The 18459-nt window shown below is 47.2% G+C and carries 17 protein-coding genes; 13 read left to right on the top strand and 4 right to left on the bottom strand.

What is annotated here, in order from left to right:
- Window positions 1-218 precede the first annotated feature (218 nt).
- The 7 genes from QNJ26_01915 (at window position 219) to QNJ26_01885 (ending at window position 4471) form a co-directional block, all read left to right on the top strand.
- Window positions 219-896: a YqgE/AlgH family protein gene (locus QNJ26_01915; protein MDJ0984271.1), complete on the top strand. Its 678-nt coding sequence runs from the start codon at window positions 219-221 to the stop codon at window positions 894-896.
- Between the two features lie 18 nt (window positions 897-914).
- Complete coding sequence (locus tag QNJ26_01910; protein MDJ0984270.1) at window positions 915-1544, top strand: SDR family oxidoreductase; 630 nt, start codon at window positions 915-917, stop codon at window positions 1542-1544.
- A 178-nt stretch (window positions 1545-1722) separates the two neighbouring features.
- A complete protein-coding gene (locus QNJ26_01905) occupies window positions 1723-2343 on the top strand; it encodes a hypothetical protein (protein ID MDJ0984269.1) in 621 nt (206 codons plus the stop codon).
- Between the two features lie 15 nt (window positions 2344-2358).
- Window positions 2359-2724 (top strand): hypothetical protein, encoded by a 366-nt coding sequence (locus QNJ26_01900; GenBank protein MDJ0984268.1) that lies wholly within the window; start codon window positions 2359-2361, stop codon window positions 2722-2724.
- 94 nt (window positions 2725-2818) lie between these two features.
- Entirely contained in the window at window positions 2819-3325 is a 507-nt protein-coding gene (locus QNJ26_01895; GenBank protein ID MDJ0984267.1) for a hypothetical protein, read from the top strand.
- 63 nt (window positions 3326-3388) lie between these two features.
- On the top strand, window positions 3389-3781 hold the full coding sequence (locus QNJ26_01890; GenBank protein ID MDJ0984266.1) for an alkaline phosphatase: 393 nt from the start codon (window positions 3389-3391) through the stop codon (window positions 3779-3781).
- Complete coding sequence (locus tag QNJ26_01885; protein MDJ0984265.1) at window positions 3782-4471, top strand: alkaline phosphatase; 690 nt, start codon at window positions 3782-3784, stop codon at window positions 4469-4471.
- 53 nt (window positions 4472-4524) lie between these two features.
- Here the strand turns inward: QNJ26_01885 and QNJ26_01880 are convergent, their stop codons facing one another.
- The 4 genes from QNJ26_01880 to QNJ26_01865 all read right to left on the bottom strand — a co-directional run bounded on the left by QNJ26_01880 (window position 4525) and on the right by QNJ26_01865 (window position 10654).
- Window positions 4525-5226 carry an HPP family protein gene (locus QNJ26_01880; protein MDJ0984264.1) on the bottom strand — a complete coding sequence of 234 codons (702 nt, stop codon included), beginning with the start codon at window positions 5224-5226 and terminating at the stop codon, window positions 4525-4527.
- Window positions 5223-6188 (bottom strand): HDOD domain-containing protein, encoded by a 966-nt coding sequence (locus tag QNJ26_01875; protein ID MDJ0984263.1) that lies wholly within the window; start codon window positions 6186-6188, stop codon window positions 5223-5225. The genes QNJ26_01880 and QNJ26_01875 overlap by 4 nt, the downstream gene beginning before the upstream one ends.
- 32 nt (window positions 6189-6220) lie before the next feature.
- Entirely contained in the window at window positions 6221-6820 is a 600-nt protein-coding gene (locus QNJ26_01870; protein ID MDJ0984262.1) for a lytic transglycosylase domain-containing protein, read from the bottom strand.
- Window positions 6821-7237: 417 nt separating this feature from the next.
- Window positions 7238-10654, bottom strand: a complete 3417-nt coding sequence (locus tag QNJ26_01865) for a UvrD-helicase domain-containing protein (protein MDJ0984261.1) — start codon at window positions 10652-10654, stop codon at window positions 7238-7240.
- Window positions 10655-10925: 271 nt separating this feature from the next.
- On the opposite strand from QNJ26_01865, the gene rdgC reads away from it, so the two are divergent.
- The 6 genes from rdgC (at window position 10926) to QNJ26_01835 (ending at window position 18376) form a co-directional block, all read left to right on the top strand.
- Window positions 10926-11540, top strand: a complete 615-nt coding sequence (gene rdgC / locus QNJ26_01860; GenBank protein ID MDJ0984260.1) for a recombination-associated protein RdgC — start codon at window positions 10926-10928, stop codon at window positions 11538-11540.
- 12 nt (window positions 11541-11552) lie between these two features.
- Window positions 11553-12083, top strand: coding sequence for a hypothetical protein (locus QNJ26_01855; GenBank protein MDJ0984259.1), 531 nt, complete (start codon window positions 11553-11555; stop codon window positions 12081-12083).
- A gap of 301 nt (window positions 12084-12384) precedes the next feature.
- Complete coding sequence (gene dnaN / locus QNJ26_01850; GenBank protein MDJ0984258.1) at window positions 12385-13503, top strand: DNA polymerase III subunit beta; 1119 nt, start codon at window positions 12385-12387, stop codon at window positions 13501-13503.
- The gene (gyrB, locus tag QNJ26_01845) at window positions 13500-15956 is read left to right on the top strand and encodes a DNA topoisomerase (ATP-hydrolyzing) subunit B (GenBank protein ID MDJ0984257.1); all 2457 of its coding nucleotides are present in this window, start codon (window positions 13500-13502) and stop codon (window positions 15954-15956) included. The genes dnaN and gyrB overlap by 4 nt, the downstream gene beginning before the upstream one ends.
- 212 nt (window positions 15957-16168) lie before the next feature.
- Window positions 16169-16960, top strand: coding sequence for a thymidylate synthase (locus tag QNJ26_01840; GenBank protein MDJ0984256.1), 792 nt, complete (start codon window positions 16169-16171; stop codon window positions 16958-16960).
- Between the two features lie 201 nt (window positions 16961-17161).
- Window positions 17162-18376 (top strand): PLP-dependent aminotransferase family protein, encoded by a 1215-nt coding sequence (locus QNJ26_01835; GenBank protein ID MDJ0984255.1) that lies wholly within the window; start codon window positions 17162-17164, stop codon window positions 18374-18376.
- Window positions 18377-18459 lie beyond the last annotated feature (83 nt).

Raw genomic sequence — 18459 nt, 5'->3', positions numbered from 1 at the left:
AAAAATTGCCCGGAAGGATCAAAAATGGTCTGATGAAAAAACCCCGTATCATGTACTGATAACGGGGTTTTGATTTGACTAAAAACACCATTCAGAGCGGGTCTCGGAATAAAAACCGTCGTTGGTAGTCTGGCCAGGAAAGGGGGATTAGACTGAATCCTGACACACGTCCATTCAAGCGATCGTCCAAACGCTTGGTTTACCTATGCTTGAGTGTCATGTTGCTGCTCAGCGGCGGGTCATTTCAGCTTGCAACCATACCCGCAGAGGCCGGTAGCGCAACATCGACCCAACAGCAAATTTATGCCGCCATCCCAAAAGAAGACCCCGGCACACCGGGTTCCCGGGAAAAACTGGCCAAAGGAAAATTTTTGGTGGCCAGCCGCCGGCTGAACGATCCCAATTTTAGCCAAACCGTGGTGCTGTTGATTGATTACGGTCCGGACGGTGCAATGGGCCTGGTCATCAATCGGCCTTCAGCGGTCAAGCTGTCTAAAGTGTTTCCGGATGTCAAAGAGCTCAAAAAGCGCAAAGATACCGTCTATATCGGTGGGCCGGTAGCCGTCAATCAGATGCTCATGCTCGTCCGATCCAGCCAGGCTCCGGAAGCGTCGACCCTGGTCATCGACAATGTTTATATCAGCTCGAGTTGGAAAGTGCTCGAGGGCCTCATCAAAAAAGCCTCTGCTGAGCAGCGCTTTCGCCTGTTTGCCGGCTATGCCGGCTGGGCGCCCAACCAACTTGATTTTGAGCACAGCCGGGGCGATTGGCATATTTTAAAAGCCGACGCGGATAGCGTTTTTGCCCAGGATCCCAAAGCCCTGTGGCAGGAATTGATTCGCCGAGCCACTGTAAAATGGGTGCATCTGCAAGAGACCGATCCAACATCCAATTAAATCAGAGGATGCAGGCTTATGAAACTTTTGGTTATTGGCGCCACCCGCGGCATCGGTCTGCGCCTTGCTGAACTGTCCATAGAAGAAGGCCATACCGTGACGGCACTGGTGCGCGATCCGGCGCGGATGCCGGTTCGCCATGATCAGCTAACGGTAATCACAGGCGATATTCGCGACGAAGCAACGGTCACTCGCGCAGTTAAAGATCAGGAGGCCGTATGCCTCACTATTGGGATTCATCCAACCCGCAAACCAGTAAGCGTATTTTCACATGGCGCCCGCAACGTTATCGCTGCCATGACCCAAAGCGGACCAAAGCTGCTGGTTTGTGTTACCGGAATCGGTGCCGGCGACAGCAAAAATCATGGCGGTTTTTTCTATGATAAAATCTTTAATCCACTTTTGCTAAAAACCATCTATGAAGACAAAGATCGCCAGGAAGCACTCGTGCGCGATGCGAGCCTGGAGTGGGTTATCGTGCGTCCAGGATTTCTGACCAATGGCCCGCTGACAGGCACCTATCGCGCGCTAACGGATCTTGCGGGCGTCACGGCCGGCAAAATATCCCGTGCGGATGTCGCCCATTTCATTTTAACTGAAATCCAAACCAAACAATATCTTTTTAAAACACCCCTTTTGACATATTAGCGGGCTCAACAGGCTTAATTCCGTTTCACGGGAACCTTCGGTCGTCCTATAGCGCTCTTGTAGCCCTTCCAATAAAGTGACGGGCTTAACGGGCTCAACGGGCTTAACCGGCCAACCTAATATAATAATCGAATATTTTTTGACCGTTATTGTGTAACATGATGGGAGGTGTTTAACCATGATAATCAAGCATCGTGGGGTTGAGCCCCGCATAGATGAGTCGGTATACGTTGCACCCACGGCTGTTGTTTGCGGTAATGTCACGGTCGGTCCCCAGACGCGGGTGATGTACGGTGCCGTCATCGATTCGGAAGCATCGGCCGTTGAGATCGGCAAGTGCAGTATTGTCTGTGAAAATGCGGTTATCCGGGCCACCAAGGTTGAAGATATCGATCATCCGGTACGTATCAGCGATCATGTCTTTATCAGCCCACAGGCGACCCTTTTGGGATGCCGGGTGGCATCTCACGCCTACATCGCCACCGGAGCAACAGTGCTCCAGGGGGCACAAGTGGGTCGGGGGGCGGTGGTGGCCGTCGGCGCGCTGGTGCATGCCGGCACTAGGATTCCGCAAGGTTTTTTCGTAGCCCCCAATGCGGTTGCCATCGGCGACCCGCCTGAAATTTACGGCCCAGGTGATCAGGAAGCCGTCGTGGAAGCCATTAAATCCATCGCCTTCACAAAAGTGGCCTTCGGCGTCACGCCCCAACCAGAAAACCGCATCGCAACCATGACCCGCGCAACCAAAATTCGATCACAGGAATTTGCACATCATAAAGATGATGTTGCCTTGCCTTAACTTTAGGAGCTCATGATGAAAATTTTAACGACCCTGACTTTGTTGTCAATGTTGGTGATTCATACCCTTTATGCGGGTGAAGCGGATGTGTTAACGGTCAACGCAATTTCCACGGGACCTGATACGTTCCAGTTTTCGGTGACCGTGCGCCACGACGACAAGGGGTGGGATCACTATGCCAATAAATGGGACGTGGTGGCCCCCGATGGCACCGTGCTGGCGACACGCACCCTGCATCATCCACATGACAACGAGCAGCCGTTTACCCGCAGTTTGGGCGGCGTGAAGATCTCTGCCGGCATTACCACCGTTACTATTCGGGCCCACGACTCGGTGCATGGTTATGGCGGTAAAACCATCGCCGTCAGATTACCCCGCTGAACCGCGGCATCAGTTAATTCAGCCTTGACCCGCTTGTTTTCTTCGGATAATGCTTATGTTCTTTTAGAATTACCAATCACGAATGAAAACCAGGATGGATATCGAAAATATGCTCCGACAAATGTTGATCTGCATGTGTCTGGTCGTTTGGGGGTGCGCATCGCAGCCGGTGGCAACCGTTGAAAGCGGCACGCCGGCAGCGGACGATAAGCGGGTGCTGGTGGCCACTCAGAAAAGCAAATTCAAACAGGCCGTGGTCACTGAAATTTATGATGAACTGGTTCAAAACGCCATTTATATAAAACTCATTGATGTCAAAGGCCTTAAAAATCAACCCACCACTGAGTTTGCAGCCATTGTGATCCTTAATAGATGTATGGCCGGCCGGCCGGACCCCCGGGTGGAGAGCTTTATCGATCGCGAACCACAAAAAAATAAAATCATTGTTTTGACCACCGGTATCGGGGACAGCTGGACACCTGAGGTGCGGGATGTGGATGCGATGACCTCGGCCTCGGTCATGGATCAATCCGATCAAATCGCCCGCTCAATTGTCGAACGGATCCTGGCAATGGTCAACTCCAAGAGCCCAAACCCTTGATCGCGTAATTTTTCATCGACACCTTGCTTCAAACACCTCTATGATAATCTCAGGTTAATGCAAATGATACCATCAGCGGGTAAAGCAAAAATTTTTCGCCTTGCGGGGTTGTGCTTTCTTTCCGTTTTACTGCTGTTCGCTTGCAGCAATGAAAGCGATTATCCGCACAATATTATTCTATTCATCGGCGACGGTATGGGTGTGGCCCATGTCACCGCCAGTCAGATTGTGGCGGGCAACTTAAACCTGGAGCGCATGCCTGTCGGCGGTCTGGTCACCACCCACTCGGCCAACCGGCTGGTAACCGAATCGGCGGCAGGATCTACTGCGTTGGCAACCGGAAAAAAAACCAACAACAGGGCTGTCTCGGTTTTACCTGATGGTACACCGGCCAAAACCCTTTTTGAATACGCCAAAGACCTGGGCAAGTCCGTCGGGGTGGTGGTCACCTCTTAGGTGACCCACGCCACACCGGCAGCGTTTATGTCCCATGCCAACCATCGTCGCAAGCAGGACGATATCGCCGAACAGATTGCCAACAGCGGCATTGATGTGCTCATCGGCGGGGGATGGGCATATTTTGTACCGGCCACCCTTGAATCCCGCATGCCGCTGGTGCTGCATGCAGATGCCATCTTGGAGCACAGCAACGGTGAAAAACTGGCTGCCCTGCTGGCCCCCGATGGGCTGAATAGGGCAGCAGAGCGGGATTATTCCCTGGCCCAGCTGGCCCGGACGGCGATTCAAATCCTGTCAAAAAATCGTAACGGATTTGTGCTCATGATCGAAGGCTCTCAAATCGATTGGGCCGCCCACGATAATGATACCCCCAACATTATCGCCGAGATGCTCGATTTTGACGCTGCAATCGGGGCGGCATTGGATTTCGCCCGAACACAGGGCCGCACGTTGGTCGTTGTGACCTCCGATCATGAAACCGGCGGATTAGCCATCCATGAGGGTTCGATGATAAACCGGCAGGTCACCTCAACCTCTTTTACAACTAGCAGTTATACGGCATCGATGGTGCCCGTCTTTGCCTATGGGCCATCCAGTGCTGAATTCGGTGGAATTCTTGACAATGCCCGCGTCGGTCAACTTGTCATTGACCGGTTATTGAAGCGCAAAACACCTTCCCCAGAATGACGGTCAGGTATCGTACTCAACAAGACGAATAACCCCCAAGGGCCTTGATGAGATCATCGTTTTTGAACGGTTTTAGCGGCCAGCCGTCGCCAGAAGGTGGTTTCGCTGTCGGGGATACCGGCCAGGGCGCCGTAATGGCGTGCCACTTTCGGATCGGCGCGCCACAAAGGATAGGGAAGCCCGCCGATAAACCGGTTAAATAATATCGCTTCCAGCACCAGCAGGATCATGGCACCGATGACGCCCAGCACCTGCGCAGGGCTGTTTAAAAACCCCATTGCCGCAATCAAGGCAGAGGCCGCCGCCGGCGGGTGGATGCATTTTATGCCCACCATCATCACCCCGGAAACGCCCATCGTTAGCGCGATCACTAAAATGCGATACCAGTTTAGCACAAATGGATCGGAAAGGCCGGCCTGCGGATAGAACCATCCCACCAGCCATAAGGCAAATAGACCGGAAGCCACCGCCAGGGTATGCGACAGCAGAACATTGCGCGGGCTGGCTGTCACCGACATTGGGGTATGAAACAAAATAAACGCCGAAGGGCCCAGTTGGGGAAAAAGCAATGGCAACCGTGTCAGGTAGGCGATAATGGATATGGTGCCCAATGCAACGGCACCGGCGATAAAAATGAACAGCAGCAACAGCACACGCGGGTTGTCGATTTTACGGATCAGATACCACAACTGAAGCCGACTGAAAAAAGCGACCATCCGGAAAAAGAGGGTATGTTGCGGCGGCCGTTGGGTCATGGTTTCTCAAGAGGTGTATCAGCACCCGGTTCAGCGATTTCCACTAGCTGATCAAAAATGTTAACGGCTTTTTGATCCGGCAGCTCAAACAGAGCCAATAGCTCCGTCAAGGTATCTTTGGCCGTTTCGACCACAGCGGCAAACTGACTGGCGTCCATGTCAAGGTGGTGGACGCTTTGGTTAAAAACCGCTGCCAATGATTCAGGCTCCGGTCTCAGTACACTGGGTGCCAGCGATGCCACCGCCAGCGGCATGACAATGGTATCTTGCAATTCCATTTCCTGTAATTTTTCCATGGACATATTGTGGGCACCGATATAGCAAATCATCTCTTCGGGAAACTCCCAGGACTGCACGATCCAGGCGCCTGCCTGAGCGTGATCCCAGCCAAATTGCTCGCGCTCGATATCTGATAACCGTCGGTCGCTGGTTTGCCATTCAGCCACAACGGGTTCATAGTACTCCGCCCAGACGCACAGCAATAAAGGCACTGCCAGCTCTGACAGTAATGCCGCTGTAAATACTTCATCCAACTGCCCGCTGAAACGCTGCTGCGATAACGCCCGTGCCAGAATGGCTCTGAGTAACGAGTCAATCCAGAAGGCGTTGTGATCGAAACCGTTTCCTTTGGGCTGAGGCAACGCCTCCATGGTGGCAAAAGCCAAGACAATGGAGCGAATCTGAGCAAGACCCAGCATGGTAACGGCCCGTTTAACATCAGCAACCGGCACACGCGGCGAATACAGCGAAGAGTTCACCGTTTTAATGACTTTAGCGGTGATTTCCGGATCTGCGGAAATGAGCTTTACCAGCCGATCGATATTCGGCTCGCTTCGATTGATTTCTGCTAGAAGCTGGTTGACGGCCGCTGGCAAGGGGGGAATCTTCAAATCCTTGGACAGCATCTGGAAGTCGCCCCGGGCAACAGAAGCGTGACGACGGAGTTTATTGAATAGACCCATGATTGAATGTCGGTAGGAATCGGAATGTCAATTTATAGCTGTTTAAAGGTTCGATAGTATCTCAGGACCCGGCGAACATACTCTTCGGTTTCTTTATAGGGCGGGATTGTTTTATAGCGGTCAACAGCGGTGGGTCCGGCATTATAGGCGGCCAGAGAAAGCGCCAATTTGCCGTTGAAGCGCTCGTAGAGCTGTTGAAAATAGCGTGCACCGGCCCTGATGTTTTGCCAGGGATCGAAGGGATTTTCCAAATCCAGCATTTTAAAATTCTCGGGCATGATCTGCATCAAACCCATGGCGCCTTTTCTGGAAATGGCCCGCGGGTTAAAATCCGATTCGGCTTTAATCATGGCTTTCAATAAGCGCGAATCGACACCGGTTTGGGCGGAGGCATCCGAAATGTAACGATCATACTTGTCAGGGGCGTAAAAATTCCGCGATAGGGTGGTTTTTTCTTTGATGTACAGTTTGTATTCCTGGACATTGGAGGTGGGGGTGTTGGTGAAATGCATCACCCCGTTTTCATCGATATAGCGAAATATGTCCGCATTCACCGATGATCCAAAGACAAGTAAAAACAGCGCAGTACCGAAACCAAAAATTTGTCGAAATGTATTTCCTCGTCCGCTCATTGTACCTCAGAATCAATTTAACCCCATTTAGTGCTTTCCCCCAAAAGCAAGGGCTCATATGCTCGTTGAGACTGTATCTTAAATTTTACAATACTTTTTCCCGAAACTCAAGTCATTAATAATAATATATAATAATTTTAGGTGCTTATGAAACAAAACCCCTATATCTTGTAGGCGCTGCTAAACCTTAACCCAAGGCGTATGCCGCATGGGTCATCCGGTCATGCTTCCCCACTAAAATATCGACTAAAATAATAGAAAACTTAAGGTTTTCTATTATTTCAGGTTGCCGGTTAAGCCCGTTGAGCCGGTTGCGCCGGTTATATAGGAATAAATGACGTTCAACCGGTTAACGGGTCAATCCACCAAAGGCGGACAAGCGGGTAACGGGCCCAACCGTTGGGTTTGAGAGCGTTTTTAGAAGAGTTTGAGCTGCTCCTGCTGCTTATCTTTCTTCTTTGGAGATTTTTTTTGCGGGGTTTCATATTTTTTAAGATGGTCTTCAATGTCGGCCAGAAAAGGAGACGGTCGGCGGGTCAAAAGCTTACCATAAACACTGCGTTTTTTAGCGCGGGTCAGATATAAACGCTGCATGGCGCGGGTCATGGCCACATAAAACAAACGACGTTCTTCAGCCAGATCGGTTTGACCATTGCCCTGGTGGTTAAGGGGAATCAGTTCATCTTCACACCCGGCGATAAACACCACCGGAAATTCGAGCCCCTTGGCAGCATGCAGAGTCATCAACGCCACCTTCTCGGCCCGGGACGAATAGGCATCCGTATCACTTTGCAGCGCTGCGGCTGCCAAAAAGGCTGCCATATCATCAAAATCATTTGAAAGGTTTAACAGGTTGCTGAACGCTTCGCGGGATTGGGGTTCGGTGTTTACCAGGGTTGATAACTGCCGAATTTGGGATAAATGCTGCAATTTTTTAGCAATGGTCATCGCCGCCGTTTCGTTTTTAATCACGCCTAGCGCTTCGCTAAAATCAATGAGCTTTTGCTGTTGGTCACGGCTTAAACCCGGGACAGGAAATCGTTTGGCATTAACCAGTCCGTTTAGTTGCGAGAATTTATTAGCGGTGCACCAGGATTTGAATTGTTCGGTTGTTTTATTGTTCAAACCTCCTGTTAATAAAGATAGACAGACGTTCAAATCCAAATCGCTGCCGAATCCCTCCACGACGCTTAACAGCGAAATCAGTTCTGCCAGTCCCCAGCTCTTAAGGCTGGTTTTGCGGCTGGCTATCTGAAACGGCACACCTTTCTGATCAAAGACATCGGCGATGATGTTCAGCTGATAGTGGGTGCGAACCAACACCGCAAAATCAGCATAACTGTTTGCTGCATCAAGGTTGGCATCGGCAACTTGACCGGTATCAACAGAGTGAAAACCGGAACCGCCCACCAGTTGGCCAATGACACTGGCAATGGCGCGGGCTTCGGCTTTGCCGCTGGCAGCCTCAAGGATGCTGATGGTCTTTACGCCATCAATCTGGGAATAGGTTCGGGTGTCGCTGGAATGGAGCCGATGATCGCGGATCACATAAAAGGAAGCATCCAGTATGGTTTCTGTTGATCGATAATTCCGGGTTAAGTGAATCTCTGTTGTATCGGGGTAGTCGTCTTTAAAGCGTTTGAAATAATGGACGTCAGCCCCCCTGAATCCATAAATGGACTGATCCGGGTCGCCGATCACACACAGATTGGGACCGTTCTCATCCGGTGGCGCCAGTGCTTTTACGATGCGGTATTGGCCATGGTTTAAATCTTGATATTCGTCGACAAATACGTACTGAAAGCGGCGGCGATATTTTTGAAGGAGGTTGGAATTATTCTCAAGCAGCTCAACGACGTTAAAAATAAGATCTTCATAATCATAGAGCCCTTGGGTGGATAGCAGTGTCTGATAACTGTGATAGACCTCGGCCAGCGCGCGGCCAGCAGCAGTAACCTTATTCGACGGTGTCATCTCGTCCGGTCCCAAAATCTGCTGTTTAGCGGCAATGATTTGGGTCAGGAGTTGTTTGGGAGTTTGCAAAACTTCAATTTTATGATGCTTTACTGTTTTGATGGCCTCACGCATCATTTCTTTGCGATCGTCGTCATCAATAATGGCGAACGTTTCTTGCGGCTTAAGATCATTAAGTAGTTTATAGCACAAAGAATGAAACGTAGCCGTCAGCGGCAAATGATGATCGTCGTTTAGAATGGTGTGCAGGCGCTGCTGCATTTCACGCGCGGCTTTGCGGGTAAATGTCAATGCCAGAATATTGTCGGGGGATACCCCTTTGCGTTTGATCAAATGGGCGATACGAACGGTCATGGTGCGGGTTTTGCCGGTGCCGGGCCCGGCCACAACCAGTAGCGGGCCCTCGGGATGCTCCACCGCCTGGCGCTGCTGTTCATTTAGCTGCTTAAAAAATTGCGCCGGTGACACGTCTTTGGGTTTATCGTTTTTTGCAGCCCCATCCTTTTTATGCGGCATCCTGCGCGGGGGTTCAGTAAAGCCGGGTTTGGAAGCGGGCTCCTGGGGCTCGCCGGCCGCAAAAAGCGATTGCTGGCCCAGTAAAGATGCGCGCTCATGTTCTTTAAAAATTCGAACCCGGCCGTATTGCCCGTCAAATCCGGGAATGACGGTAATTTCCTGATGCCGCATGCGCCTGATGCCTTCTGCCAGCAACGGGATGCCAGCCTTTTCGATTTCCTCGAAATCCATATTTTGTAGAATATTGAATTCCGATCCCAGCTGTTGCAAGATGGTTTGATAGGCCCGGGTGACCTTTTTGGATTTGGGTCCTACCCGCATCACATCGGACAGGATATCCGCCAGTTGAATGATGCTGCGGTAGGGAGAATGCCGGGCAGGTTTGCGGCCTTCTTTGTGGTCAGCCAATTCTTCGACTCGATGCAAAACCCCAAGCGTCAGAGGTTTGTTGCAGACCGGGCACAGACCGTCATGTTTAAGAGTTGTGGCCGGCCATAAGGAAATATTACAGGCGCGGTGACCATCGATATGGTATTTGCCCTCTTCAGGATAAAACTCCAGGGTTCCCAAGAATTTTTCAGGATCAGCGGTTTTTAATGCCGATTTTATCTCTGCATAGGCAAGTGCCGTGTTGAATACGTTGGCTTCGCGTCCTAAATTGAGTGGTGAATGCGCATCTGAGTTGGACACCAGTGTAAACCCATCCAGTGAAGACACGCGCCAGTTCATGGCCGGATCGGAAGAAAGCCCGGTTTCAACCGCAAAAATATGGGGTGTTAAATCTTCGAAGCACTCTTCTATTGAATCAAAGCCAGACTTTGAGCCCAATACCGAAAACCAGGGCGTCCAGATGTGAGCTGGGATTAAGAACGCCTCTTCGGATGTATCAAGCAGCATTTCAAGCAGGTCGTGGGCATCCAGCCCCAGAATAGGTCTTCCATCTGATCGGATATTGCCGATTTTGTCCAGCCGGTTGCTGAATCGCCGGGCCACATCAACGTCGGGTGCAAATACAAGATTATGATTTTTGCGGGTTCTACCATTTTTTTTGTAGATATTGCTGATTTCAGTAACCAGCATAAAGCGCACCGGTGCGCGACAGGAATCCGGCACCTCGACGTCGCAATGTCGTGCCAGGTCATCTTTAAGTTTATACAGACCAGGTTCAGCGGCGACTAATTTGTCAGAAATTTCTTCATACCAGGCCGGGTAAGTAAAATCGCCGGTCCCCACTACCGTGACACCTTTGAGTTGAGCCGCAATATAAAGATTTTCCAGATCCAGGTTTTTAGCCGTAGCTCTTGAATATTTGGAATGAACGTGTAAATCGGCAATAAATTTCATGGAATTTTTTTCATTATAAAAGTGTTGTTTATGCTAGTTTGGGTGCTAAGGCGGACAAATGATAAACAGGTGCAACTGGCTTACGGGCAAAGCTTCAGACCACATCTTCATATCATTTTTAAACTCATTTTTTAACCCTAAATTAAGCTTGTGCGTTTCTACCAAACACGCTATATATTTATATTGTTATAGACGATATACTATATATGGTGTTTTTTCACCTTCTACCTTATTTAAACGGTTTATACCAAAAAGAATCTTTGGCGCTGATATGAGTTTGCTGTCGAGTTCGGTTTCCATAACGCGTTACCAGGTTGAGGGACAACTTAAAACCCCCATTCTGGAAACCGTAGCAGCCGCATTAAAAAAACATACCATTTCCGAAATAGATGATGCCTCTTTGGAAAGGGCGGTCGGTTGGACATCTTTTGAAAAACCGTATCAACCTGATTTTGGCGGATCCGGATTTGTTTATGGAAATTATCTGGTATTCTCATTGCGAGTTGATCGCAAAACCGTTCCGCCCAAGGTACTTAAAAAACATGTGGTAATCGAATCAGACAGGCGATTGGCTGAAAGTGGTCGACCCTATTTGTCTCGCAATGAAAAAGAGCGTATCCGCGATCAGGTAATAGATCGTCTACATGCAACTGTTCCAGCAACACCCCATATTTATGATCTTGTCTGGAATTATGAAGATGCCAGATTATGGTTTTTTTCTAATCTCAAGGCGGCCAACGAGGAATTGGAAACCTTATTTTTGAGATCTTTTGATCTAACTTTGATACGGATGATTCCCTACACTGAAGCCTACTATACCTCCAATCTGACCGATACACAAAAAGATCAACTATTGGAACTGACGCAAACCCCGTTTACAGGATAATCAATCGACAAAATGCTGGATATTGCCGTAGCCTATAACCGTTTTAAATTTTTAGGTGAAGAGTTTCTAACCTGGTTGTGGTTTGTCGTCGATCAGGACACAGCTATCCTTAGAAAGGCCGATCCGGAATTTGCTTCATTGGAAATAGGTAATCGTATGGTGCTTGAAAAACGGCATAAAAAGAGTGTCGAAAAGATTACCATTAAAGGGGAAAATGCGGGTCTTGAAGAAGCCATGCTGGCCTTGCAGAAGGGGGCTCTGGTAACCGAACTTAATCTGGTGTACCGGTCAGCCGAGTTAAAATGGCAATTTACATTGAAAGGCGAGAGTCTTAACTTAAGCAGTTTGAAAACACCCAAAATAGCCGCCCCAGACAGCCCCGAAGATATGGAAGGCTTTATTTTAGAAAAAATCTTTCTTTATGATAAGATCTTGCAATTTTTAGAAAAATTATATAAAAACTTTATCAAAGAGCGCGTATCATCCCGCTGGCAAAAAGGTTCCTTAATATTGATTAAAAAGTGGTCCCAATCGGGCTCTTAAATGGTAAAAGGGATCTCTATATATTTGAATTTTATATTATTAATAAAACAATTCCTTTTATTAGGTTTTCAACAAAATATCGATTATAGTGTGTTCATAGACTGTTTAAAAAAGTGCTGTTTTCGACAATAGCTTATTTCTGATCATATCGCGGCTTTTATTCAATTATAAAGACATCCATTATGATCATCTAATTTTATTTTTTATTAATAAAAATAAAATGGTTATAAAGTTGTTGATGTTATCAACAGCCCTTATTTATTATTATCTTTATTTATTAAATATAATTAAGGAATAGATTATGAAAGCGACCATCAAAAAGGGTGACTTGCTTCCTGTATTATCTAAAGTACAGGGTTTGACCGGCCGCCGAACCAATCTGGCCATAACCACCAATATTCTCATGAAAACGGAACAAAAAGGTCTGTCGATATCGGCCACAGATCTTGAAACCGGTTTTGAGGGATTTTATCCGGCCAAGGTTGAAAAAGAAGGTGTCATCGCCATAAATGCCAGAAAATTTTATGAAATTGTCAGGGATTTTCCCACCGAAGACATCTTTTTAAACGAAGTGGAAAACCATTGGATTGAAATTGGTAACAAGAATATTGAATATCATATCGTCGGTTTAAATCCGGACGATTTTCCGGAGATTCCCAAAATAAAGGCCATCGAATTTTTTGAGATCGATTCTCTGGACCTCAATAAAATGATTGAACGTGCAGTGGTGGTCAGTGGATCAAGTGATGATAAGCGAGCTCATATTATGGGGGTCTTTGCTGAGCGTATTGAGGAAAAAAAGAACAAATTGTTTCGTTTTGTATCCACCGACGGAAGCCGCCTGTCTAAAGTTGATACGGTATTTGAAAAGGATAATAATCTGCCTGCCGGGGATAATGTGATAATTCCCAAAAAGGGGCTAATTGAAGTCAGTAAATTTTTAGATGCTGAAGGTCCGGTAAAAATTGGTTTTAAAGAAAACAATTTTATTGTTAAAAAAGATTCAGAAACCTTGATTATTTTGCTACTGGAGGGTGATTTTCCTGAATATGGTGATATAATTGTTAAAAAAGGCGGTCATTCAATTGTTATGGAACGTCAGCCTTTCTTAATGATGCTCAAACGTATGTCAATTTTGAGTTCAGAAGATTATAAAGGGGTTATTTTTAATTTTGAAAAAAATCAACTGGTGATAACATCCACCAATCCTGATATCGGGGAATCAAAAGAAGATATGGAAGTTGAATATGGCGGGGATTCCATCACGGTTATGTTTAACCCCAAATTTTTTATTGAAACCCTTAATGTGATTGATGAAGACAACGTTATATTAAATATTATTGATGAGGAAAAACCCTGTTTAATTGAAAGTGAGAAAGATAAAACCTATTTAAGCGTTATTATGCCGATGCGAATATGAAAGAAAATTTAAGAACCAACAATTACACCGAAGACGATATTAAAGTATTGGAAGGCCTGGAGGCAGTCCGCAAAAGACCGGCTATGTATATTGGAAACGTCGATGTTGCCGGCTTACACCATCTGGTTTACGAGGTTGTTGACAACAGCATCGATGAAGCCATGGCCGGATATTGCAACCAGATTAATGTTACCATTCACGATGACAACAGTATCAGTGTGGTCGACAATGGTCGGGGAATACCGGTGGGTATTCACAAAAAGGAAAAAATTCCGGCTGTTGAAGTCGTGATGACCAAACTGCATGCCGGCGGAAAATTTGACAACCATTCGTACAAGGTTTCCGGTGGTCTGCATGGTGTCGGCGTGTCGGTGGTCAATGCCCTGTCCAGTTTTTTGGAAGTTGAAATTTACACCGAAGGCAAGCGCTATTATCAGTCTTATGAAAGAGGCAAAAAAACCTGCGAATTATCCCAAAAAGGAAAATCCCGCAAGCAAGGCACCAAGGTTCATTTTATTCCGGATCCGGAAATTTTCGAAATCACTGAATTCAGCTATGACGTCCTTGTGCGCCGACTAAAAGAGCTGGCCTTTTTAAATAAGGGTCTCAAAATTAAGATCGAAGATGAGCGTAGCGACACCAAAGAAGAATTTTATCATAAAGGCGGTATCATCGATTTTGTAAAATATATAAATCGCCGCCACAGCGCCGTCCACAAAAAACCCATTTTTATGGAAGGCACCAAAAACGATATCCAAATTGAAGTTGCCATCCAATATAACGACACCTACACAGAAAAAATATTTTCTTTTGCCAACAACATCCACACCACCGAAGGCGGCTTCCATCTGATCGGATTTAAAGCCGGATTAACCCGCACCATTAACCAATATGCCGCTAACGGGAATCTACCCAAAAATTTACAGGCAAAAATCACCGGTGATGATGTACGCGAAGGGTTGACGGCTATTATCAGTGTTCGCATCACCAATCCACAGTTTGAAGGTCAGACCAAGACAAAGTTGGGCAACAGCGAAGTCAAAGGGATTGTCGAATCTCTGGTCAATGAGAAATTAAGCACATTTTTTGAAGAAAACCCCTCGGTTGCCAAAAAGATTATTGCCAAAGGCGTAGACGCCGCCCGTGCTCGCGATGCGGCCAAGCGGGCGCGAGATCTGGCGCGCAGCAAGGGTGCCCTGGTGGATGCCACCTTGCCCGGTAAACTGGCCGAGTGTCAATCATCCGATCCTGCGGAGCGGGAGCTGTTTATTGTCGAGGGGGATTCAGCCGGTGGATCCGCCAAACAGGCGCGGGATCGCAAATTTCAGGCGGTGCTGCCGCTGAAAGGTAAAATTTTAAATGTCGAAAAAGCGCGCTTTGATAAAATTCTACGCAGTGAGGAAATCAAAAATATCATCACCGCTTTAGGAACTGGCGTTGGCAAAGAAGAATACAATATTGATAAAATAAAGTATCACAAAGTCATTATTATGACCGATGCGGATGTCGACGGCTCCCACATCCGAACACTGTTGCTGACCTTTTTTTATCGTCAGATGCCTGAGATGGTCGATAAAGGGTATCTTTACATTGCCCAACCACCATTGTTTAAAGTCGGCAAAGGTAAGAAGAGCGAAAATTACCTTAACAGTGAGTCCGAATTAAATGATTTTGTTCTCAAAAAGATTTGCAATAACCGTCTAGTGAAATTTAAAAAAGGTCGGCAGGAATTAAGCGGACACAATCTGTTTATGTTCATTACCAGCATATCAGAGTGTTATTCAGTTTTAGCACACCTGGAAAACCGTGGTCTTCCAGCCCACCTGATTGAGCTTTTGATTAACGAAAAAGTCACCAATAAAACCTTTTTACAAGATGAAAAGCGCATGACGCAATTGCGCGACAAATTGATTAAAAATGGCTATTTGGTCGATGACTTAAATTTCAGTGAAGAACGCAAAGTCTTTGAATTAACCGTTAACGGTCAGTCTCCCAAAGAAGATGGCGAAATGTTATTCGATCTTGGCGGCAAGGCATTCGGTACGGTAAAAATAGGTCGCGGTCTCATCTATTCCACAGATTATCAACGCTGCCTGAATCTGGGCAAAAATATTACTAAATATGATTTTCCACCTTTTACCATTGCACTAAAGGATAAAGAAAAAGATTCTGAGCCCCAGACGGCCAAAGACAAGGCTGAATTGCTGAATATTTTCTTAAACGACGGCAAAAAAGGTATAAGCATTCAGCGCTACAAAGGTCTGGGGGAAATGAATCCGGACCAGCTGTGGGAAACCACTATGAATCCGGAAAAGCGCAACATGTTTCAAGTGAAAGTCGAAGATGTTGTCGATACCGATGAAATATTTACCGTCCTAATGGGTGAAGCCGTTGAACCCCGCCGAGAGTTCATTCAGAGTAATGCTTTGGAAGTCAGCACGCTCGACATTTAGTCTTAATTACTGAAAAAATCGTAATCGGTTCTCCCCAAAAACTTGGCTCCTTATATAAGTCATTGGGTGTCAGTGTTCAGGTGTCAGGATTGAAAGACTTGATAATTAGGTAAGTCGAAAAACAAACACCACTATTTGACATTCAAAACGACTAATCTTTGACATCTGAATTTCACTGACACCCGACACCTAATTAAGTTAAGAGAAAAAAGATGGACATCCACAACATTTATGCCAGGGACTTGCCGGATCTGTGGTTTCAAGCGGTGCATGATATTCTGGATCAAGGCAAACGTTTTGTTATCGATCGTGGATCATATGAAGGCCAAACCCGGCTGGAGTATGATTATTTCATGGGTCATGTAAAACATCCCGGTACCCAACCGTTGATTCCGGATATTCCGCCGACATGCGGTATACCCAATCCAGTGGAGCACGATTACATTTACGGCGGTCCCGGTTATGACCGGGCCTATATCGAGTATTTAATGTCAGCACGCAAGGAACCCGGTGAGTCCTATACCTATGGAGAGCGCTTGACGCGGGTTCCATTGTCCGGTGACAAACTGAGCTGGTGGCAAGAATCCAATAAAGAGATCATTGACAAACGCGATGTTGACGGAAAAATTGTATTTGAGGAAGACGGACAACTGTATTTAAACCAAATCGAGTGGGTCATCGATACTTATCGAAAGTTTGGCGAGCGCAATAATCAACTGGTCCTTCAAATCGCTCATCCTTCGGATCTGACCCTAATAGATCCGCCCTGCCTGCGGTCAATTGATACCCGTGTTCAAAATGACAGCCTAAATTTCTTTGTTTATTTTCGCTCCTGGGACTTATGGAATGGTTTTCCGGCCAATCTTGCCGCCATTCAAAACCTCAAAGAGTACATGGCTGCTGAAATTGGCGTTGAAGATGGTCAGATGGTTGTCGAAAGCAAAGGATTACACCTTTACGGCTATGCGGAAGATCTGGCGAACTTGCGCTGTTTAAGAACCTAATTCGCCCGCATTATCGCAACACCATTGATCCCCCCAAGATACACCAGCATCCGCCTGTATTGTTGATGTTCAATTGATCTGAATATCAAATAATATTTGATTAATATAAGGTTATTTCGATATTATTTGAGTATGTGGTGCTGGCAGTTGCACGCCTTCCCACTCACCCAAACATGTTAACCATCAACATTGAGGTTCATCATGTCACCATCAAACCTGGCCCATCTATATTCTAAAAGCGCTTGTTGTGCTGTACCGTCTGCCATCCGCGAAATTAATAAACTGGTTGATTCACCCGGAATGAAATCCTTGGCTGGTGGTTGGCCGGATCCGGCTGTTTTTCCGGGAGAAGAGATTGTTGGTATTACCAACGAGCTGCTCAAAAATAAGGCGGGTAAGGTTTTGCAATATGGTACCACCGAGGGGGTGACTGAGCTGCGACAGGAACTGGCCAGTCTGGCCACTGACCGCTACGGTATTGACTGCAGCCTGGATCACATTGTCATTACGGCCGGTTCAGCCCAGGGAATGGATCTGGCCTGCCGGGTGATCATCAATCCCGATGACGTTGTTGCCGTTGGCTTGCCGACCTATTTTGGTGGAACTGGTGCAATAATGGCTGCTTGCGGCGAATTGTTGGGCGTGGCAGTCGATGAAGAGGGGATGAATACCCAGCAACTGGAAACGCAACTGAAACAATTAAAGAAAAAGGGTCAGCGCGCCAAAGGTGTTTATGTCATACCCAATTTTCAGAACCCCACCGGAACCACCCTATCCCTCGAACGCCGCCGACACCTTGTGGAGCTGGCTAAGCGCTATGATCTGGTCATTTTTGAAGATGACCCCTATGGTGATTTGCAATTTGAAGGCCAACATCTGCCGCCGATTATATCTCTGGATACCCACGGTCGCGTCGTGCACATGCGCTCAATGTCCAAGACGTTTGCCCCGGGGCTACGGGTGGCTTGGACTATTGGTGCGCCGGAAATGATTCGTAAAATGGTGGTTGCCAAACAGTTTGTCGATGTGGCCACCAACAGCCTGGCGCAGTATATATTGCTGGAATTTATTCGAGGCGGGTTGTGGGAAAAACGCGTTCAGCTTAACAACCAGTACTATAAACGCAAACGGGATTTTATGCTCGAACAGCTGGCGGCCCATTTCCCCGAAGAAGTTAATTGGAATCGGCCGGATGGCGGCTTTTTTATATTTGTTCAATTGCCCCAAAGCCTCGATGCTTCCACACTTCTGACCGAAGCAATTGAACACAACGTGGCCTTTGTGGCCGGGGAGCCGTTTTTCATCGACGGCAGTGGCGCTCATACGTTTCGGCTCTCATATTCTCAATCCAGTGAAATGGTGATTGCCGCGGCAGTGGCCGAATTGGGGCGCTTGATCAAAAAGCAGCTAAAATAGGAGCATATCCGATACACAATATACTAAGTTATTAGAAGTCATTTCAAAAAAAGGATTATTGTTCAAGATTCCGTCTTCGCCCA

The organism is Desulfobacterales bacterium, from assembly GCA_030066985.1.
Classification (GTDB): Bacteria; Desulfobacterota; Desulfobacteria; order Desulfobacterales; family JAHEIW01; genus JAHEIW01.
Note: the sequence above shows the minus strand (reverse complement) of the source record. Positions and strands in the feature narration are given on the sequence as shown.

Excerpts from the sequence above, each read along its gene's own strand:
- QNJ26_01835 (MDJ0984255.1), top strand. The coding sequence starts at position 17,162 with ATGTCACCATCAAACCTGGCCCATCTATATTCTAAAAGCGCTTGTTGT.
- QNJ26_01900 (MDJ0984268.1), top strand. The coding sequence starts at position 2,359 with ATGAAAATTTTAACGACCCTGACTTTGTTGTCAATGTTGGTGATTCAT.
- QNJ26_01880 (MDJ0984264.1), bottom strand. The coding sequence starts at position 5,226 with ATGACCCAACGGCCGCCGCAACATACCCTCTTTTTCCGGATGGTCGCT.
- QNJ26_01875 (MDJ0984263.1), bottom strand. The coding sequence starts at position 6,188 with ATGGGTCTATTCAATAAACTCCGTCGTCACGCTTCTGTTGCCCGGGGC.
- QNJ26_01915 (MDJ0984271.1), top strand. The coding sequence starts at position 219 with ATGTTGCTGCTCAGCGGCGGGTCATTTCAGCTTGCAACCATACCCGCA.
- dnaN (MDJ0984258.1), top strand. The coding sequence starts at position 12,385 with ATGAAAGCGACCATCAAAAAGGGTGACTTGCTTCCTGTATTATCTAAA.
- QNJ26_01890 (MDJ0984266.1), top strand. The coding sequence starts at position 3,389 with ATGATACCATCAGCGGGTAAAGCAAAAATTTTTCGCCTTGCGGGGTTG.
- QNJ26_01865 (MDJ0984261.1), bottom strand. The coding sequence starts at position 10,654 with ATGAAATTTATTGCCGATTTACACGTTCATTCCAAATATTCAAGAGCT.
- gyrB (MDJ0984257.1), top strand. The coding sequence starts at position 13,500 with ATGAAAGAAAATTTAAGAACCAACAATTACACCGAAGACGATATTAAA.
- QNJ26_01840 (MDJ0984256.1), top strand. The coding sequence starts at position 16,169 with ATGGACATCCACAACATTTATGCCAGGGACTTGCCGGATCTGTGGTTT.
- QNJ26_01870 (MDJ0984262.1), bottom strand. The coding sequence starts at position 6,820 with ATGAGCGGACGAGGAAATACATTTCGACAAATTTTTGGTTTCGGTACT.
- QNJ26_01910 (MDJ0984270.1), top strand. The coding sequence starts at position 915 with ATGAAACTTTTGGTTATTGGCGCCACCCGCGGCATCGGTCTGCGCCTT.
- QNJ26_01855 (MDJ0984259.1), top strand. The coding sequence starts at position 11,553 with ATGCTGGATATTGCCGTAGCCTATAACCGTTTTAAATTTTTAGGTGAA.
- QNJ26_01905 (MDJ0984269.1), top strand. The coding sequence starts at position 1,723 with ATGATAATCAAGCATCGTGGGGTTGAGCCCCGCATAGATGAGTCGGTA.
- rdgC (MDJ0984260.1), top strand. The coding sequence starts at position 10,926 with ATGAGTTTGCTGTCGAGTTCGGTTTCCATAACGCGTTACCAGGTTGAG.
- QNJ26_01895 (MDJ0984267.1), top strand. The coding sequence starts at position 2,819 with ATGGATATCGAAAATATGCTCCGACAAATGTTGATCTGCATGTGTCTG.